Source organism: Streptomyces sp. AM 2-1-1 (genome assembly GCF_029167645.1).
Taxonomy (GTDB): domain Bacteria; phylum Actinomycetota; class Actinomycetes; order Streptomycetales; family Streptomycetaceae; genus Streptomyces.
This window is the reverse complement of record NZ_CP119147.1, coordinates 4,207,993-4,225,501: the sequence shown is the minus strand read 5'-3', so window position 1 is coordinate 4,225,501 and position 17,509 is coordinate 4,207,993. Positions and strand designations below refer to the sequence as shown.

General features: G+C 73.1%; 18 protein-coding genes and 1 pseudogene. 8 read left to right on the top strand and 11 right to left on the bottom strand.

Translation table 11 applies throughout. From position 1 onward, the window contains the following. Positions 1-12: 12 nt before the first annotated feature. The 3 genes from PZB77_RS18465 to PZB77_RS18455 all read right to left on the bottom strand — a co-directional run bounded on the left by PZB77_RS18465 (position 13) and on the right by PZB77_RS18455 (position 2,097). The gene (locus PZB77_RS18465) at positions 13-396 is read right to left on the bottom strand and encodes a hypothetical protein (protein ID WP_275493709.1); all 384 of its coding nucleotides are present in this window, start codon (positions 394-396) and stop codon (positions 13-15) included. Between the two features lie 215 nt (positions 397-611). Next, on the bottom strand, positions 612-1,592 hold the full coding sequence (locus PZB77_RS18460; protein ID WP_275493708.1) for a helix-turn-helix domain-containing protein: 981 nt from the start codon (positions 1,590-1,592) through the stop codon (positions 612-614). A 136-nt stretch (positions 1,593-1,728) separates the two neighbouring features. Continuing rightward, positions 1,729-2,097 (bottom strand): FKBP-type peptidyl-prolyl cis-trans isomerase, encoded by a 369-nt coding sequence (locus PZB77_RS18455; protein WP_275493707.1) that lies wholly within the window; start codon positions 2,095-2,097, stop codon positions 1,729-1,731. A gap of 157 nt (positions 2,098-2,254) precedes the next feature. Between PZB77_RS18455 and htpX the strand changes: the two genes are divergently transcribed. Together htpX and PZB77_RS18445 are read left to right on the top strand one after the other, a co-directional pair. Then, positions 2,255-3,166 carry a zinc metalloprotease HtpX gene (gene htpX / locus PZB77_RS18450; RefSeq protein ID WP_275493706.1) on the top strand — a complete coding sequence of 304 codons (912 nt, stop codon included), beginning with the start codon at positions 2,255-2,257 and terminating at the stop codon, positions 3,164-3,166. 94 nt (positions 3,167-3,260) lie between these two features. After that, positions 3,261-3,845 carry a hypothetical protein gene (locus tag PZB77_RS18445; RefSeq protein WP_275493705.1) on the top strand — a complete coding sequence of 195 codons (585 nt, stop codon included), beginning with the start codon at positions 3,261-3,263 and terminating at the stop codon, positions 3,843-3,845. 27 nt (positions 3,846-3,872) lie between these two features. On the opposite strand, the pseudogene PZB77_RS18440 reads toward PZB77_RS18445, so the two are convergent. Continuing rightward, positions 3,873-4,028, bottom strand: a pseudogene (locus tag PZB77_RS18440) (DUF397 domain-containing protein); the annotation flags it as partial. A gap of 500 nt (positions 4,029-4,528) precedes the next feature. On the opposite strand from PZB77_RS18440, the gene PZB77_RS18435 reads away from it, so the two are divergent. Continuing rightward, positions 4,529-4,798, top strand: a complete 270-nt coding sequence (locus tag PZB77_RS18435) for a hypothetical protein (protein ID WP_275493704.1) — start codon at positions 4,529-4,531, stop codon at positions 4,796-4,798. Positions 4,799-5,009: 211 nt separating this feature from the next. Continuing rightward, complete coding sequence (locus PZB77_RS18430; RefSeq protein ID WP_275493703.1) at positions 5,010-6,215, top strand: NAD(P)/FAD-dependent oxidoreductase; 1,206 nt, start codon at positions 5,010-5,012, stop codon at positions 6,213-6,215. Here the strand turns inward: PZB77_RS18430 and PZB77_RS18425 are convergent. From PZB77_RS18425 to PZB77_RS18415, 3 genes are all read right to left on the bottom strand, one after another. Further along, positions 6,142-8,826, bottom strand: a complete 2,685-nt coding sequence (locus PZB77_RS18425; RefSeq protein ID WP_275493702.1) for a tetratricopeptide repeat protein — start codon at positions 8,824-8,826, stop codon at positions 6,142-6,144. The two genes, PZB77_RS18430 and PZB77_RS18425, sit on opposite strands and share 74 nt — an antisense overlap. Beyond that, positions 8,823-9,233, bottom strand: coding sequence for a hypothetical protein (locus PZB77_RS18420; RefSeq protein WP_275493701.1), 411 nt, complete (start codon positions 9,231-9,233; stop codon positions 8,823-8,825). Before PZB77_RS18420 ends, PZB77_RS18425 begins: the two co-directional genes overlap by 4 nt. Positions 9,234-9,296: 63 nt before the next feature. Then, on the bottom strand, positions 9,297-10,664 hold the full coding sequence (locus tag PZB77_RS18415; RefSeq protein ID WP_275493700.1) for an MFS transporter: 1,368 nt from the start codon (positions 10,662-10,664) through the stop codon (positions 9,297-9,299). 164 nt (positions 10,665-10,828) lie between these two features. Between PZB77_RS18415 and PZB77_RS18410 the strand changes: the two genes are divergently transcribed. Next, on the top strand, positions 10,829-11,209 hold the full coding sequence (locus tag PZB77_RS18410; RefSeq protein ID WP_275493699.1) for a hypothetical protein: 381 nt from the start codon (positions 10,829-10,831) through the stop codon (positions 11,207-11,209). Here the strand turns inward: PZB77_RS18410 and PZB77_RS18405 are convergent. Then, positions 11,173-11,553, bottom strand: coding sequence for a DUF2809 domain-containing protein (locus PZB77_RS18405; protein ID WP_275496116.1), 381 nt, complete (start codon positions 11,551-11,553; stop codon positions 11,173-11,175). The genes PZB77_RS18410 and PZB77_RS18405 overlap by 37 nt on opposite strands. 165 nt (positions 11,554-11,718) lie before the next feature. On the opposite strand from PZB77_RS18405, the gene PZB77_RS18400 reads away from it, so the two are divergent. After that, positions 11,719-12,711, top strand: a complete 993-nt coding sequence (locus tag PZB77_RS18400) for a helix-turn-helix domain-containing protein (protein WP_275496115.1) — start codon at positions 11,719-11,721, stop codon at positions 12,709-12,711. Positions 12,712-12,814: 103 nt separating this feature from the next. On the opposite strand, the gene PZB77_RS18395 is transcribed toward PZB77_RS18400, so the two are convergent. From PZB77_RS18395 to PZB77_RS18385, 3 genes are all read right to left on the bottom strand, one after another. Then, a complete protein-coding gene (locus tag PZB77_RS18395; protein WP_275493698.1) occupies positions 12,815-13,327 on the bottom strand; it encodes an ATP-binding protein in 513 nt (170 codons plus the stop codon). 734 nt (positions 13,328-14,061) lie between these two features. Next, positions 14,062-14,610 (bottom strand): EF-hand domain-containing protein, encoded by a 549-nt coding sequence (locus PZB77_RS18390; protein ID WP_275493697.1) that lies wholly within the window; start codon positions 14,608-14,610, stop codon positions 14,062-14,064. Positions 14,611-14,714: 104 nt separating this feature from the next. After that, positions 14,715-15,089 carry an STAS domain-containing protein gene (locus tag PZB77_RS18385; protein ID WP_275493696.1) on the bottom strand — a complete coding sequence of 125 codons (375 nt, stop codon included), beginning with the start codon at positions 15,087-15,089 and terminating at the stop codon, positions 14,715-14,717. A gap of 367 nt (positions 15,090-15,456) precedes the next feature. Here PZB77_RS18385 and PZB77_RS18380 point away from each other — a divergent pair, with 367 nt between their 5' ends. Beyond that, the gene (locus PZB77_RS18380; protein WP_275493695.1) at positions 15,457-16,056 is read left to right on the top strand and encodes a sigma-70 family RNA polymerase sigma factor; all 600 of its coding nucleotides are present in this window, start codon (positions 15,457-15,459) and stop codon (positions 16,054-16,056) included. After that, positions 16,053-17,477, top strand: a complete 1,425-nt coding sequence (locus tag PZB77_RS18375) for a maleylpyruvate isomerase N-terminal domain-containing protein (protein ID WP_275493694.1) — start codon at positions 16,053-16,055, stop codon at positions 17,475-17,477. The genes PZB77_RS18380 and PZB77_RS18375 overlap by 4 nt, the downstream gene beginning before the upstream one ends. The last annotated feature ends 32 nt before the right edge of the window (positions 17,478-17,509 follow it).

Below are 17,509 nucleotides of genomic sequence, written 5' to 3'. Positions count from 1 at the left end.
CGCGGTGCCGTCTCAGCAGTAACTCCAGGTACCGCTGACGTAGTTCAGGTTGTCGGAGGACATGTAGCCGATCTTGGAGGTGGGGTCGCCCTTGACCCTGCCCAAGAACCACAGCACGCCCGAGTCCGGGTTGATGGCTCCGCACCACACGTAGAAGGTGGATCCGGTACTCACGGAGCGGACGTTGCCGCAGACCGTGCCGACGCCCACCTTCAGGTTGTACGTGCCTTTCATCGTGGTTTCGAGGCTGGAGTTGTTCGTCACGTTCGTACCCCAGCAGGTCGCGGCTTCCGCCGCCTGGGCCGAGCTCGCCGCGGCGAACCCGGACACGCCCGTCAGGAGCGCGGTCGCCACGAGCACCGCCCCAGCCTTGCGCTTCATCTGCCGCATTCCCATGGTGACTCCTTCGTCCCTGGATCCAGGGCCGTCTCTCGCCGCTGGTACGGAGATGCCCGGGCAGCGGCACCCGTCCGGGAACACCGGACGGGTGCCTGCGCGGGGCTCCCCGGACGGGCGCGTCATGTACGCCCCTCGGCTTGCGGGTACGACTTTCCACGAGGCGGCGGCCGAAGTCGTTGATGGCCCGCGCAGTGGTCTTGGCACGGGGCGCACTACGCGCTGTGCTGGGCCTGCTGCCGGTAGTCCCGCGGTGGCATCCCGTGGACGGCGCGGAACACGCGGCTGAACTCCGCCGGGTGCTGGAAGCCCCACCGGGCCGCGATGCTGCGGAGAGGCAGGTGCCGCAGCAGGGGGTCGCGCAGGTCCCGTCGACATCGTTCGAGTCTGCTCCGGCGTATCCAGGTGGAGACCGTGCTGCCGCCGCGCTGTTGGAAGAGCAGGTGCAGGTACCGCACGGAGATGTGGTGCGCAGCGGCGATCAGGGCTGGTGACAGCTGCGGGTCGCCCAGGTTCCGCTCGATGAAGGAGTGGATGCCGACCAGCAGGGCGCCCTGACGGTGCTCCGCGGGGACGGCGTCGGTCGCGTCCAGATGCTGCCCCAGGAACGCGGTGACCAGATCGAGGGTGACCGCGTCCAGGCGTACGGCGTCGTGCGGCCCGAGAGCGGCGCACTCGGCGGTCATACGGGTGAGGAAGTGGGACAAGAGCGCGCCCGTGCCCCGGTCGCCGGGGAGGCGGGTGGCAAGGAGGCGATCGACCTTGGCCGGAGGAAGGGGGAACACCGCTCGCGGCACACTCACGATGATCCCCTCGACCGCCTCACCGGGCGGGGGAAAGACCCTCGCATCGGACGGACGGGAGCTGTCGTACAGCAGGAGGTCACCGGCCCGCATCGCCGTGTCACGCCCTCCGTGGCAGATGCTCTGCCCGCCCTTCAGCGCCAGGCACAGGTGGTACTGCTCCGGGTCCGAGCGGCGGATCATCGCGGGTGTGCGACGCGAACGCAACGCCGGGTAGGACAAGGTCGCCACCTGCGTGGCCCCCAGTGACAGGAGACGGAGGCCCGCCCGGAAGTCGTCGGCTCGATCGGGGACTATCACGGTGGGCGACAGCGCCTGCGAAGTCAGCTCCCGCCACCATTCCAGGCGGTCGTCCGGCGGTAAATCCTCGCTGCGGAAAACGGTCTCGATCATCCGGCCCCCCAAGATTGACCATGTCCCGTCACGTTAACGGGGGCACGGCCACGTCCTCACGGAATTTGTCCGCCGACCCGTCTCGTCGGCCGGGCGCCTGGCACGACACCGCAGTCGGACGACGCGCCTTCCCGTGTCACGCCACCCGCACCAGGTCCACCACGAAGACGAGGGTCGAGCCCGGGGGGATCAGGGAGGAGGGGGACTGCTTGCCGTAGGCGAGGCGCGGGGGGACGACGAGTTCGCGCCGGCCGCCGACCCTCATGCCGACGACGCCCCGGTCCCACCCCTTGATGGCCCGGCCGCCCCCGACGGCGAACTTGAACGGCTCGTCCCGCTCCCAGGACGAGTCGAACTCCTTGCCCGTCGCGAAGGTGATCCCGACGTAGTGCACCCAGACCACCTGGCCGCGCCTCGCCTCCTCACCGTCCCCGACCACGAGGTCCCTGATCAGCAGGTCGGTGGGCGGATCGCCCGCGGGGGGTTCGATCTCGGGCTTCGGCATCGTCGCCTCTCTCCTGTCCGTGTCCGCCGTCCGGCCGCCGGACGTCTCCGCACGTCGCCGATCACGCTATCCGGCGCCGCCTCCCCCGGGGACCCGCCCCTTTCCGCCGGGCAGGAGCACCATGGAAGGCGTACGAGGCGAGGCACAGGAGGCACCGATGGCCAGAGCCAGATCCCGTTACGCCCCCGACCGGGGCCTGACCACCCGCATGGTGTCGACCATGTTCTTCATCGGTCTGCTGTACGTGGTCCTCGTCGGGGTGCTGCTCGCCGTGCTGCGCGGCTCCTGGCCGGTGATCCTGATCATCACCGGCGGGCTGTTCGTCGTGCAGTTCTGGTTCAGCGACCGGATCGCCGCCTACGGGATGGGGGCCCGCGTGGTCACGCCCGAGGAGGCTCCGGAGCTGCACGGGGCGATCGACCGGATCTGCGCCCTGGCGAACATGGAGAAACCCCGGGTCGCCATCGCGCGGAGTGACGTACCGAACGCCTTCGCGACCGGCCGGAACGAGAAGACGGCCCTGGTCTGCGCCACCACCGGGCTGCTGCGGAGGCTGGAGCCCGAGGAGCTGGAGGGTGTCCTCGCGCACGAGATGTCGCACGTCGCCCACCGGGACGTGGCGGTCATGACCATCGCGTCGTTCCTGGGCGTGCTGGCGGGGATCATCACCCGAGTGGCCCTGTGGGGCGGCTTCGCCCGCAACAGCCGGGGCAACGACCCGGCGGGTGTCATCCTCATGCTGATCCCGTTGATCAGCGCGGTCGTCTACGCACTGAGTTTCCTGCTCACGCGGTTGCTCTCCCGCTACCGCGAGCTCTCGGCCGACCGCACCGCCGCCCTGCTCACGGGCCGCCCCTCGGCCCTCGCCTCCGCCCTGACGAAGGTCAGCGGGCAGATGGCGCGCATACCCACCGAGGACCTGCGGAAAGCTGAGCCGTACAACGCCTTCTACTTCGTCCCCGCGTTCTCCTCGAAGGAGAGCTTCAGCCGGCTGATCTCCTCGCACCCGACGCTGGAGCAGCGCCTCGACCAGCTGGCCCGCATCTCCGCCGACCTGTCCCGCCCGTAGGCCCGGCATCCCCGACGTCCAGTGAATCCCGACGTCCCGTGCTTCCCGCAGTCCTGTGATTCCCGCCGGTCCCGGTCATCCTGGAGGAACCTCCGTGGGTCTGTTCGACGCGATCCTCGGCCGGAGCAAGCCGGCCCGTCCCGATCTCGACCAGCTCTTCGCCGTACCGTCCGCCGCCCTGACCCTGCAGGCCGCCACCGGATTCGCCCCGTCCGGTCTCGGCTCGGTCTGCTTCGCGGGGGTGGAGGGCGGCACCTTCGCCCGCCTCCAGGACGACGTACGAGAGCTACTGGACGCCGACACGGGCCGGGGCGGGGAACCGGTCACGATCAGCCAGGACGCGTACGGCTACACCTGGCTGCTCGCGCAGCAGCCCCCGGACGACCTGGCCGCCCTCGTCAACGACCTGCACGCGGTGAACACACTGCTCCAGGACGGCGGCTTCGGCCCGCACCTGCTCTGCTCGCTGATCGGCTTCCGCGACCCGGAGGGCCGCTCGCTGGCACTGGTGTACCTCTACAAGCGCGGCACCTTCTACCCGTTCGCCCCGCTCACCGGCGCCGGGGAGAAGCGGGACAACGGCCTGGAGCTCCAGGTCCGCGCCGCACTCGGGGACGACCTGCGGGTGGAGAAGGAGCTGGCCCGGTGGTTCCCGGTGTGGGGGGCGCCGGGCCTGTAGGACGTACGTACGCCGGGTGGGTACGGGTCAGGCGCCGACGGTCCCGGTGACGAACGCGCTCGTGGCGTCGGGCGCGACCGCGAAGACCGGGCCGTCGGTCACCTCGGAGTCGCGCACGTGGACGGTGTGCGGACAGGCGGCGACCTCGGCACAGGCGCCACCGTCGTTGTCGCTGTGGCCGGACTTGAGCCTGCTCGGACTTGGAGATCAACTCATCGCCGCCTCGGCCCTCCACGAACACACGACTGCGTCCCTCCGCCGGGTTCATCACCTGACTCCGACGACGTGATGCGCTCGGCGCGTCCGTAGGCGCCCATCATCAACGATTCGGAGATGAGGAACCGGTCCGCCGACTCCTTCTGTGTGAGTCCGGCGCGTGTCCGGTGGATCCGGATCAGGCCCCCATGAGCCGGCGCACCCGCGTGGGCCCACCACTCGTTCCCACAGCCGCCACTCTCTCCTCCACATCGCTCCGATGTGGACCGTGTCGCGCTGGTCACGCTGGGCGACCAGCAGGATTCTCGTAGCCACGACGAGCAAGAGACTCCCCGCATGGATCCCAGTGGCGGACACCAAGTGCACCTGACCGGAACCCACTTCGACGCGATCCGCGACTGAAGGGCGTACGGGGTGAGGCGATCGTCCGTCACCTGATCTCGCTCACTGCGGGTGAGCCCGGCCCCGTGGTGCGCGAGGTCGCCGGGGCGCGGTGGACGTATTTCCTGATTCCCCCCGGATCCAGCAAGGAGTTCGACTGGCCTCCCGGTGCCACCCGTTTCGGACCGGCCGCCCGGGACCACTGGGTCGGCGTCCCGGCCGCCGAGGGCAATACGTATCCGCTGAGCTGGCGGTGTGGGGCACCGGAGGAGGGCGAGTACGTGGACCCGGAGCTTTGGCACGGGTTGGTGCGGGCGCAGTTGGCGTGGGAGGAGGCGGAGGAAGGGGACGTGTGAGCGACGGATACGGCACCACTCCCCGGCTCCGCAACTCCCTCCGACCGCCGGGGCCGCCGTCGCCATCCTGGCCCGGACCAGCCGGACGGGACGGCCCGCCCTGCACCAGGACCGACGAGGGCTCAACCGCCCCCGCCCCGTGATCGATTCGCAACGGGATCCCCTCTCCGTCGAGACCCATTCACGCTGCACGCGATTAGGCTCGACGCTCATGTCCGACACCGCGCCCACTGACGGCAGTTCCGCTCGCCCCGCCGCGATCCCGGCCTCCATCGACCGTACGGAGGACCGTCCCGTCTACGTGATCGGGGGCGGGCCCGGCGGCCTCGCGGCGGCTGCGGCGCTGCGCGCGCGGGGGGTGCGGGTCGTCGTCCTGGAGAAGGCCGCGGAGGTCGGCGCCTCGTGGCGTGGCCACTACGACCGGCTCCACCTGCACACCACCCGGCGCTGGTCGGCGCTGCCGGGGCTGGCGATGCCGCGGAAGTTCGGACGGTGGGTGGGCCGGGACGACGTGGTGCGGTACCTGGAGAAGTACGCCGCGTTCCACGAGCTGGAAGTGATCACCGGCGTCGAGGTCTCCCGTATCGACCGGGCGCCGGACGGGGCCGGCTGGGTGCTCTCGGCGACCGGTGGGCGGGTGCTCACGGGTCGTGCGGTCGTCGTCGCGACGGGCTTCAACCACACGCCGCACGTGCCCGACTGGCCCGGCCGGGAGTCGTGGGGCGGGGATGTGGTGCACGCCGCCCGGTACCGGAACCCGGCGCCGTACGCGGGGCGGAGTGTGCTCGTCGCGGGGATCGGGAACACCGGGGCCGAGATCGCCGTGGACCTGGTGGAGGGCGGGGCGTCCGAGGTGCGGATCGCGGTGCGCACGGTCCCGCACATCGTGCGGCGGTCGACGGCCGGATGGCCCGCGCAGGCGACCGGCATCCTGGTGCGGCGGCTGCCGGTGCGGCTGGTCGACCGGGCGGGCGCGCTGATGGCGAGGGCGGCGGTGCCGGACCTCGCGGCGCAGGGGCTGCCGCGCCCGGACACCGGCTTGTACTCACGGGTCAGGGACGGGGCGATCCCGGTGCAGGACGTGGGGCTGATCGACGCGGTGAGGGCGGGGCGGGTGCGGCCGGTCGCGGCCATCGCCTCGTTCGAGAAGTCGGCGGTGGTGCTGACCGACGGGACGCGGCTGACGCCGGACGCGGTGATCGCGGCGACCGGCTACCGGCGGGGCCTGGAAGGTCTGGTCGGGCACCTCGGCGTGCTGGACCGGCGGGGGCGGCCGGTGGCGCACGGCGCCAGGTCCCCCGAGGAGGCGCCGGGGCTGTACTTCACCGGGTTCTCCAACCCCATCAGCGGAATGTTCCGCGAGATGGCCCGGGACGCGGTGAAGATCGCGCACCGGATCGCCCGAGCGCCCCGCTGACGGTTTCGATCGCTTCGGCGAGGTCCTCCCGCAGCGCCACGGTCTGGGGGTGGTCCGCTCCGAGCGCCCGAGCGCAGTCGGCGACCGTCCGTTCCAGCAGGGCGATCCCTTCCGCCGGGCGGAAGACCAGGAGGAGGGCCATCGCCACCTGGCTCCGGGACGACAGGGTGTCCGGGTGGTCCGGGCCGAGGAGGCGGGAGCGGTCCGCGGCGATCAGCTCGTGCATCCGCAGGGCCACTTCGGGTCTGCCCGAGACGAGAAGGTTCTGCGCGATGCTGAACCGGGCCACGAGGGTGTCGCGGTGCTCCTTGCCGAGGACCCGCGTCATGTCGGCGAGGCTCTTCTCGTGAAGCGCGTGCGCGCGTTCGTGCTCCCCGGCCTCGGCGAGGGCGACCGCCAGGTGGTGGCGGGCACGCAGCGCGTCGGGGTCGTCCTCGCCGTTCAACCGGGTGCGCTCGGCGGCGTTGTGCTCGTACAGCGGGACCGACTCGTCGTGCCTCTGCGTCTGCTGGTAGAAGTCCGCCAGACGGTGGCGGTACACCAGCGTCGTCGAGTGGTCCCGGCCCAGGTGGCGTTCCGCGTCGGTGAGGTTCTGGCGGTGCAGGAGAAGGGCTCGCCCGGTGTTGCCCACCGCCCGGTACACCTCGGCCAGATGGCTCCGGGTACGGAGTGTCGTGGTGTGGTCCTCGCCCAGCAGACGCAGATGGCCGTCCAGGTTCCTGCGGAGCAACGGAACCGCCAGGACGGGGTTCCCGCTCCGCTCGTGGACGTACGCGAGGGCGTCGCGCGAGGAGAGGGTGTCGAGATGGTCGTCCCCGAGTATGCGCATCCGGTCGGCGAGCACCTCTTTCTGCAGCGTCAGCGCCTGCCGGTAGTCGCCCCGTGCCTCGTGCAGCTGGGCCAAGCGGTATCTGATGTCCAGGGTGTACGGGTCTTCGGCGCCCCCGATCCGGAGCGCCTCGGCGAGGGCGCGGTCGAAGAGGGATTCCGCCCGGACGATGTCTCCGGCCCGGTACGCGGCGCTGGCCAGGTTGATCCGGACGCCGAGAACGTGCCGGTGGTCCTCCCCCAGGAGCCGCCGCATCCCCGCGAGCACGTCTTCGAGGAGCTCGCCCGCCTGCTCCGGCTCTCCCTGGTCCATGCGGATGCCCGCGAGGTTGCTCCGGATGGTCCACAGATCCGGGTGGCTCTCACCCTCGATCGCGATCAGGGCCGTCATCGCCCGGCGGAAGAGGGCAGCGGCAGTGCCCAGGGCTTCTTGCTCCAGCTGGTGACTCGCCATCCAGCCCAGCAGTTGCGCCATCGCCTCCGTATCGTCCTCGGGCAGGCTGTTCCCGGCCAGCGCCTGGGCGTGGACGAGGAGCTGCCGGCCCAGGCGCGGAGTGCCCGGCTTCTCCTCGTCCGGCACGGCTCTCAGGAGTCCGTCGGTCGCTCTCTCCCGGGCCTCCGCGACGGCGGCCGCCGCGCGGTGCCGGTCGTCCGGGTCGGAGGTGCGGGCGAGTGCCTGCACCAAGCGGTGCACCGACAGGTCACCGTCCGGCCCGACCGAGACCATGCTGTGGGCCACCAGCCGGCCGATCGCCTTGGCGAGCGAGGGCGGCGGGGCGAGCCCGTTCAGCAGCAGGCGGGGGATGTGGTCGGGGGCGTACCAGGCGAGGGTCCGCAGCACGTCACCGGCGACCGGGGTGTCGGCGAGACGGTCCAGGGTGACGCGCCAGACCCGGGCCACCGTGCGGTCCGCGTCGGTGGTCTCCGCGCCGGTCGCGTACGTCTCGGCGGGCCAGGAGCGCAGCATGTCGAGGTAGGCGCGCGGGGTGGTGCCGTTCTCGTGGCAGTACGCGGCGGCCTGCTCGACCGCGAGCGCCAGGTGGCCGACCTCCTCGCACACCTCGGCGGCGCCTTCGGTGTCGCGCGGGCCGTCCTGGGTGAGGACGCGGTGGAACAGCTCGACGGATTCGGCGGGGTCGAAGACGCCGAGGCGGACGGTGGTGGCCAGGCGGTGCCAGCCGGTGGCGAGGCGGGTGGTGATCAGGACCCGTCCGCCGCCACCGAGCCGGTCGAGCAGCGGGCGTACGTCGTCGGGGTGGTCGACGTTGTCGAGCACCAGCAGCCAGTGGTCGTGGGCCGCGAGCCAGGCGAGCGCGCGTTCGCGCTGCAACTCCTGCGGGAGCCCGGCCAGCCCCGGCTGGAGGGCGCGCGCCAGCCCCGCGAGGCCGGTCTCGACGGCCGCCGCGCTGTCGGCGCTGATCCACCACCGCAGCCGGTCCGTGGCGTGCTCGGCCGCCCAGTGGGCGGCGAGGGCCGACTTCCCGACGCCGCCCAGTCCGCTCACCGCCCGCAGTACCACCCCGCCCGGCTCCTCGAACGCCGCGTCCAGGGCGTCGAGGGCGGCGGACCGGCCCACGAAGAGGGTGCCGCGCGGCACGTTCGCCAGCCCGTCGCCCACGGCACCGGACGGGATGGGGCCGTAGGCCTCCGGGGGCGGCAGGGTGGCGTGGGCGACGTGCAGGGCGACGGAGTTGAGGATGTCCCGGCCGGCCGCGTTGGAACCCGCGTGCGCGAGGACGCCGGGAGGCGGAGGGGTGTCCGGGGCCGACGGCTCGCGCTTCACGAGCCGTGCCGCGCCGTCGAGCCGTCGATGTCGCCGCCGGCCGCGTTCGAACCTCCGGTCGCGGTGATGCCGGGGCTCTCCGCCCCTCCGGGGACCGCGGGGCCGGGTGCCGTGTCGTGCGCGGAGGCGGCCCGGATGGTGCCGCGTGCCGCGTTGGAACCGCCGGCCGCCCGTACGGATTCGGGTACGGGTGCGGGTGCGGGTCCGGCGGGAGTACCGCCCCGGAGCTGCCGGCACGCCACCCCCAGCGCGACGACGCCCACCACCGTGCCGAGCACGCCCGCGATCTGACTGGAACGCTCCAGGTCCGCCGCCGTCACCCACACCAGCAGTCCGGCCGCCACCGCCGCCCCGGCCCCGGCCAGCACCCACCACGTCGTCCTGCTCGCACCGCGCCACCCCGTCATGGGGCCATTCTCGCGCCGACCGCCGCTTCCTGTACCGGAGTTGCCGGGGCGCGTCCCCGTACGTCAGGCCGCCGCCACCGGCTGCACGCCGGAGGGGAGCGCCTTGCGGCGGACGACGAGGGACATCAGTGCGGCCACCGCGCACAGTGCGCCGGCGGCGTACCAGACGACGTCGTACGAGCCGAAGGCGTCCCGGGCCACTCCGCCGAGGAACGCGACGACGGCCGCCCCGATCTGGTGCGAGGCCAGCACCCAGCCGAAGACGATCGCGCTGTCGTCGCCGTACTGCTCCCGGCAGAGGGCGATCGTGGGCGGGACGGTGGCGACCCAGTCCAGACCGTAGAAGACGATGAAGAAGACCATCGGCGGGTGCACCGACGGCGCCATCAGCAGGGGCAGGAAGAGGAGCGAGACCCCGCGCAGCGCGTAGTAGACGGCGAGCAGCCGGCGGGAGTCGAAGCGGTCGGTGAGCCAGCCGGAGAAGACCGTGCCGATGATGTCGAAGACCCCGATCACGGCGAGCAGCGAGGCGGCGGCCGTGATCGGCATGTGGTGGTCGTGGGCGGAGGGTACGAAGTGCGTGCGGATCAGACCGTTGGTCGACGCGCCGCAGATGGCGAACGCCCCGGCCAGCAGCCAGAACGGTCCGGTGCGGGCCGCGTCGAACAGCACCCGCAGCGTCCTGGCCGCGGCGCCCCGCGCGGGAGCGGGCTTGTCGGCGTACGTACCGCCGTAGGGGGCGAGTCCCACGTCGGCGGGATGGTCGCGGAGCAGGAACCAGACGAGGGGCACGACGGTCAGCGCGGCGAGGGCGACGGTCACCGAGGCGGGCCGCCAGCCGTGCTCCTTGACGATCCAGGCGCAGAGCGGCAGGAAGATCAACTGGCCGGAGGCGCCGGCGGCGGTGAGGATGCCGGCGACCAGGCCGTGCCGGGTGACGAACCAGCGGTTGGTGACGGTCGCGGAGAAGGACATCGCCATGGAACCCGTGCCGAGCCCGACCAGCAGGCCCCAGTAGACCATCAGCTGCCAGGACGCCGTCATCCAGACGCTGCCCAGCGCACCGGCGGCCACCACGGTCAGCGCGCCGGCGACGATGCGGCGGATCCCGAACCGGTCCATCAGCGCCGCGGCGAACGGTGCGGTGATCCCGTACAGCGCGAGGTCGATCGACACGGCGAGGCCGATCTCGCCCCGGGACCAGCCGAACTCCGTGTGCAGGGGGTCGATGAGGAGGCCGGGCAGGGCGTTGAAGGCCGCCCCGCCGATGATCGTCACGAAGGCCACGGCGGCGACGATCCAGGCGCGGTGGATCGGGAGGAGGCGCCGGGTCCGGGGCGAACGACGCTCTGTCGCGGCGGACGTGACGGCCGGGCCGGGGGTCGCGCCCCCGTCGTCGTCCCTGGCGGCGCTCTGGGTTCTCTGCTTCACGGGAGAAGCATGCGGCGGGGGCGGAGCGCGCACGAGCGGCCTGAGGGACACCTGTCGCAAGGATCGGGCCACGGGCCGTGCGCATGTGCGTACGATCGCCTGTCGACGGGCTGGTCGTGCGTGACACGGCCCGCATGCTCCGACCTGAGACGAGGACCGACCCCATGTACTGGGAAGCCCGCACGGAGTTCGACCGCCGCGCGTCGAGACTGACTGCCTGGGGCATGGCCCTGACGGCCGTCGCCGCCCTGCTGCTGGTGTGGCTGGGCTGTCTGCTGACGGTGCCCACCAGTGTCGAGTCCGGCTCCCGGGAGGTGGAGTGCGACGCCCCGATCTCGTCGGTGTACTCCCCGGGGAGCCGGAACGTCTGCGCGGACGAGCGCCAGTGGCCCGAGTTCGTGGGCATCCTCGGCCTCGCGGTGCCGTTCGGCGTGACCGGCGCGGCGCTCTGGGTCTCCGGCAGCACCCGCCGCCGCACCACCGCCCACGTGCTGCGGCTCCTGGAGATTCAGGAGTCCGAGGAGAGGTCCCGTGCGAAGGGCTGAACGGCCCGCGACGGCCTCCGCCGCCCCGCCCACCGGTGCACCCACCAGCCGGCGCCCGCGCCGACCGCGTACCACAGCAGGTCCGGGGCGTTGAAGGTGGAACCGAGCACCAGCCGGGCCGCCCCCGAGCGCGCCGACAAACGCGCCGGGACGTCCGACAGTTGGGCGAACTCGACGGCGCAGCTGAACACCAGTGCTCCTCCGGCGGCGAGCAAAGGACGCACGCGCGGGGCGAGGAACACCAGCAGGGCGTGGACCAGCACGGTGTAGAGCGCGTCGCCGGCGTACTTGGCGAACCCCCCGCCGGCGAGCGCGCGGACGGAGAGGGCCGCGGCGACGGTCAGTACGGCCGCCGCGGCGGCGACCGCCCGGGTACGGAAAGCCCGGGTGCTGAAAGCCCGGGTGCTGAAAGCCCGGGTACGGGGAACGCGCCCGGCTCCGTCACGTCGCTCGCCGGGCTGTGGATGTGTCACACCGGAGAGATCTACCAGAACGCCGAGGAGGCGGTCGTGCCGCACCGCGTGGTCGTGCTCGCGCTGGACGGGGTGCTCCCCTTCGAACTGGGCATCCCGCAGCGGATTTTCGGGATCGCCCAAGCCCTCGGGCCGCACGGCCGGGGCGAGAACCTGTACGAGGTGGTGACCTGTTCGGTCCGGCCGCCCGGACCGGTCGAGACGGACGGCGACTTCTCGGTCATGGTCCGCAACGGCCCGGAAACCCTCTCCACCGCCGACACCGTCGTGGTCCCCGCCTCGTACGAACTGGGCCCGGTGTACGACGAGGGCCGGCTGACCGGCGAACTCGCGGCAGCCTTCGCCCACATCGGGCCCGGCACCCGGCTGGTCGCCATCTGCACCGGCGGGTACGTCCTGGCCGCCGCCGGCCGGCTGGACGGCCGGCCCGCCACCACCCACTGGGCGTCGGCCGACCACTTCCAGCGGCTCTTCCCGAGGGTCCGGGTCGATCCGGACGTGCTCTTCGTCGACGACGGGGACGTGCTCACCTCCGCCGGGGTGGCCGCCGGGATCGATCTCTGCCTGCACCTCGTGCGGCGTGACCACGGGACCGCCGTCGCCAACGACGTGGCCCGCCGCACCGTCGTCCCGCCGCACCGCGACGGCGGTCAGCGCCAGTACATCCAACGCCCGGTGCCCGAGCCCCTCTTCGCCACCACGACGGCGGCCCGGTCGTGGGCGCTCGGCCGGCTGGAGGGGCCGATCCAGCTGCGGGACATGGCGGAGCGCGAGTCGATGAGCGTCCGGACCTTCACCCGCCGCTTCCGCGAGGAGACCGGTCTCAGCCCCGGGCAGTGGGTCACCCAGCAGCGGGTGGAGCTCGCCCGCCGGCTGCTGGAGTCCTCCGGTCTCACCGTCGACCGGATCGCCCGCCAGTCCGGGTTCGGCTCCGCCGCCTCGCTCCGCCAGCACTTCCAGGCCGCCCTGGGCGTCGCCCCGACCGCTTACCGCAGAACCTTCCGGGCGACGGCCGGCACCCGCGGGTGAGCGGCCCGGGGAGCACCGGCGGACCCGGATCACGGCCGGTCAGGGAAGAGGCCGGTCAGGGAAGCGACCGGTCCGCGAAGAGGCCGGTCCGCGAAGAGGCCGGTCAGGTCAGGTCGGGGAAGAGATCGGTGAAAGCGAGCAGGGGGTCCCCGGCACCCAGTGCGGCCGGGGCCTCGTCGCGCTCCTGCGCCGCCGCCCGGCCGTACCGGTCGACCTCGCACCAGATCTGCTTACCGGTGCCCTCCGGCATCCAGCCCCACCGGTCGGCGAGCCCGTCGACCAGCTCCAGGCCCCGGCCGTTGGTGTCGTCGCCCTCCGCGTGACGCTGCTTCGGCGGGCGGGCGCTGGTGTCCGCGACCTCGACGCGTACGGTGTCGCCCTTCCCGGGCGCACCGGTCGGCCCCACCGGGCCGAAGAGCATCCGCAGCACGGCCGGACAGCCCGTGTGCACGACCGCGTTGGTGACCAGTTCCGAGATGAGCAGGATGAGCGTCTCGGCGAGCGGCTCGTCCTCCCTTATCCCCGATCCCTCCAGGCGCGACCGCGCCCATCTGCGGGCCCGGCCCACCTCCGCGGGATCCGCCCCGACCTCCAGCTGAACCTGAAGCACCTGCACCGCTCACACCATCCGAACCGGCGGACACATCGCCTCGCGCCTCCTCAGGATCACGGAACGTGATTCCTGTGCGCGACAGCATGGTTGACGTACAGTCACCGCAACAAGCGCTTCGGGCATATTCACGCGCGAAGGAGTACGCGTGGTGCATACTGTGCGGCGCATGCGACGGGAGGCCGCCGCGGCGGACCTCCGCGCCCCCGGCGTCGACGTCCGGCCCGGCCCGGTGCAGCTCCTTGAGGTACGAGCAAGGCACCGCACCCGGCCCTCGGCCGCCGCGCGGGCCGCCTCCGGACTGGTCGGTTCCACAAGCACTCGCATCCCACGGAGCGTACCCGAGCACGCCGACGACCCCTTGCCGTGACGGAAGGGCCACGTGGTGTGATCGGGCCGGTGAGCGCGCCGACTGCACTGCGTTACCGCACGTCACCGCGGGGGAAGACGGCCCGTGCCTCTGGCGGAACGTTTCCCTCCGGCTCCCTTCTCCGACTCGGCCGGACATCTGCGCGAAGAGGGAGGCAGGACGCATGAGCGAATGCACGCCCGCCCGCACGCCCCGGCGTACTCCGGAGCGTGCGGACGGGGCGCGGGGGGCGGCCGCGCCTTCGGCACGGCGACGGCAGCGCGGTACCGGGCGCCCGGCGGAACATCCGGCCGGACGCCGCGCCGACCGCCCGGCCGGACGCCCGACGCCCCGTCACCCGGGCCGGCCGGGGGCCGCGCCGGGCGCTCCGTCAGGCGTCCGGCTCGACCACCGTGACGTACGCGGCGAGCGCCGCCACGGCGTCGTCCTCCGCGACCTGCCCGTCCTGGTCGGCGTCGAGCACCCGGGCGGCGACGCGGGCGACGTCGGCGTCCGCGCCGAGCACCCGCAGGGCCCGCTCCACCGCGGCGACCGGTGCGGTACCGGAGGCCGGCGAAGCCCCTTGGAAGGGCGCGCCGTCCGCGGCGGCGACGTCGAGGGCCGCGCGCAGGAAGGGGCGGGCGATCTCCGCGAGCCGTTCGGGGCTGTCCCGGAGCCGCTTCACCGCCCCGCCCACGAACTCCTCGCGCGTGACGCGCTGGTCACCGTCGACGTCGGCGATCCCGGCCATGCCCTGCCAGAACGCCTCCGCCCCGCTGTAGAGCGCCTGCCCCTTGTCGCACCGGGCCGTCGTGCCGAACTCGGCGAGCAGACGGGCCGCGGCGGCGTCGAAGTCGACCCGGTCGATGTAGCCACTGCCGTCCTGGTCGAAGGCGGCGAAGCGGTGCGCGATCTTTCGCTCGTATTCTGCGCTGTCCATGCCGGGAGCGTACGACGCCCCGGAGCGTCACGTGTCACCGCGGCGCGACGACCGTGTGAAACGGCGGTACGACAAGCACACCGCGCGGGCGGGATGGCGGGTCGTCAGGCGGGGAGCGGGGAGGCCGACTCGTCGACGGCGGCGTCGGCGTCGGGGTAGACCTCGAAGAGGCGGCGCACCCCCAGCGCGGCGAGCACCCGGTTCACGTGGGAGCCGTCCTCGGCGCCCCGGGCAGGCAGGATGAGCCGCAACCGGCCCCCGCAGGACTTCATCAGCCGACGGGAGGCGATCAGCACGCCGACACCGCTGGAGTCGCAGAAGAGGACCTCGGTCAGGTCGAGGACGACCTGGTGCCGTCCGGCCGCGACGGCGCCGTGCACGGACTGACGGACGACGGGTGACGTCACCAGGTCGAGCTCGCCGTTGATCCGGAGCACGGTCCAGTCGCCCTGCTCGGCCTCGTCCACCTTCAGCGTCACGCGACTGGACCTCTCGTTCCGGGGCTCCCGACGAGACCGGTGCCGTGCCGGTGCCGATGCGGAGGTTTCCGTTCCACCTCGCGGCTGCCCATTCGCTCCCCCATGAAACACCGCACCACCCCGTGGTGTGCACGCGGGTTTGTCCGGACCGCCGGCGGAAAGGAGCCCGGGCACCCCTCCGCATGCGGGCCGGCCGCCCGTCGCCCGCCTCCCCGTCGGCGGGCACCCCTTACCATTCACGGCCCCGTGGCGAGGTAGTTGGCGCAAAGGTTCGTGTCCGGACGGGGTCGCGGACTACATTCGGGAGGCACGTGGGACACGGGGGCACGTTTCGGGACCGACCGCAGGGCGCAGGGCTGGGGGTTTCATGGTGTACGGCGCGCCTCCCCGCTGGGACCGCAGGATGCAGCAACGGCTGGCAGGCGGTGAGGCGGCGGCTCTCGGCGAGCTCTACGACCGGTTCGCCGCGCTCGTCCACAGCCAGGCCCATCGGATGCTCGACGACGAGGCCGCCGCCGACATCGTGACCCGCGAGGTCTTCGCCCACGTCTGGGAGAACCCGGACGCCTACGACCCCAGGCTGGGATCCATGCGTTCGTGGGTGGCGCGGCTGGCCCACCGGCGTTCCGTGGAGCGCCTGCGCTCGGCCGAGCGCGACGGATGCGACAGCGGTCCGGCCGGGGACGGCGACGCCCCGCACGACACCGCGGACCTGGACGAACGGCTGCGCAGGGCGACCGCCGCGGCCCGCGCCGACTACATCGCGGCCACCCTGCCGGAGCCGCTGCGGGCCGCGCTGGAGCTGGCGTACATCCAGCGCCGCGACTACCGGCAGACCGCCGCCGACCTCGGGGTGACCGAGATGGAGGCGCGGCGCAGACTGCGGCTGGGGCTCCAGCTGCTCGCCACGGCCAATCTGGCTCCGGTGGACGGGTTCTCGCCGCCCGGATACGGACGTGCTCTGTGAGCGGCCGGGGTGACGGGAACGACTCCGCCGGGGACGAGGTGCGGCCGGCCCGGCGCATACCGGGCCCCCGCAGCGCCCCGGACGACCTGGCCCTCGACGCCGTGCCGCGCCCGGTGCTCCCCTCGGACCTGACCGACCTCACCGACCTCACCGACCTCGCGGACGTCCGGGACCTGCCCGGCGCGCAGGCGTCCCCGGACGCACCGGGCGCGCCCGAGCCCGCGCGGGAGCCGGAGCCCGCGCGCCGGCCCCGCCGGAAGCGGCCGGAGCACGTGCCGTTCGTCCCGCCGGTCGTGCCGCCGCCGGCGGTACCCGTCCCCGAGTCCTCGCACTCCGCGCTCCGGTCGCTCCTCGGCGCGTGGGCGCTGGCCGCCTGTCCGGCGGAGGAGAGCGCGGCCGTCGAGGAGCACCTCACCGTCTGCCCGCCCTGCCGCGAGGAGGCGACCCGGCTGCGCGACGCGGTGGGGCTGCTGCACACCGACCGTTCGCTGGACCTCGACCCCAAGCTCCGCAGCCGGGTCATCGAGGGCTGCCTGGAACGGCGTCCCGCCGGTGTGCCGTTGCCCGAGTGGGCGGCGCCCTACGACGCGGAGACGGCCCGGCTCGACGCGCTGCTGCGGGACTTCGGGGACGCGGAGTGGCACGCCCCGGTGCGGCTCAGGTGGTTCGAGAACGAGGAACCCGCGACCCGCAAGACGACGGTGGCCGGTGTCATCGCCCATCTGCTCGCCGTCGACGGCGTGGTGGCCGACGCGCTCGGCACGCACCCCGCGCCGGGCGGGCGGCAGGCGCCCCGTACGCCCGCCGAGCGCACCGATTCCCTCTGGTCACGGGCGGACCGCCCGATGACCCGGAGCATCCGCACGCCGTGGCGCGAGCAGAGCCACCGGCTGCTCCGTGCGGTCTCGTTCGCGGAGCACGGGGTGGCCGACGACTCCGTCCCGTACGGGAACTTCTCGCTGTCGGTCCGGGACGCGCTGCTGGAGCGGGCCTTCGAGTGCTGGGTGCACGGCTGGGACATCGCGCGGGCGGTCCACTATCCGTACGACCCGCCGGCCGCCGTCCACCTCCACCGGATGGTGGACCTCGCCGCCCGGCTGCTCCCCGGCGCGCTGGCGGTACGCCGCCGGGCAGGGCTGGCCGCGCCCGCCCGACAGCTGGTCGCGGCGGGCGAGCCGGGGCGCTCGCTCCATCTGGAGGTCGAGGGCCGGGGCGGCGGGGACTGGTACATCCCGCTGGACTCGCCCGCCGCCGTGGGGTGCGCCGACTTCGCGGTGGCGCGGATCGCCCTCGACGGCGTGGAGTTCTGCGAGCTCGTCGCGGGCCGCGTGCCGCCGGTGGAAGCCGCGGCGGGGCAGGTCGGCGACCGCGAGGCCATCCGCGACGTGCTCTTCGCGGCGGCCTCACTCAGCCGGATGTGACGCGGCGTCCCCGCGGACGGCCGGGGGGGAGC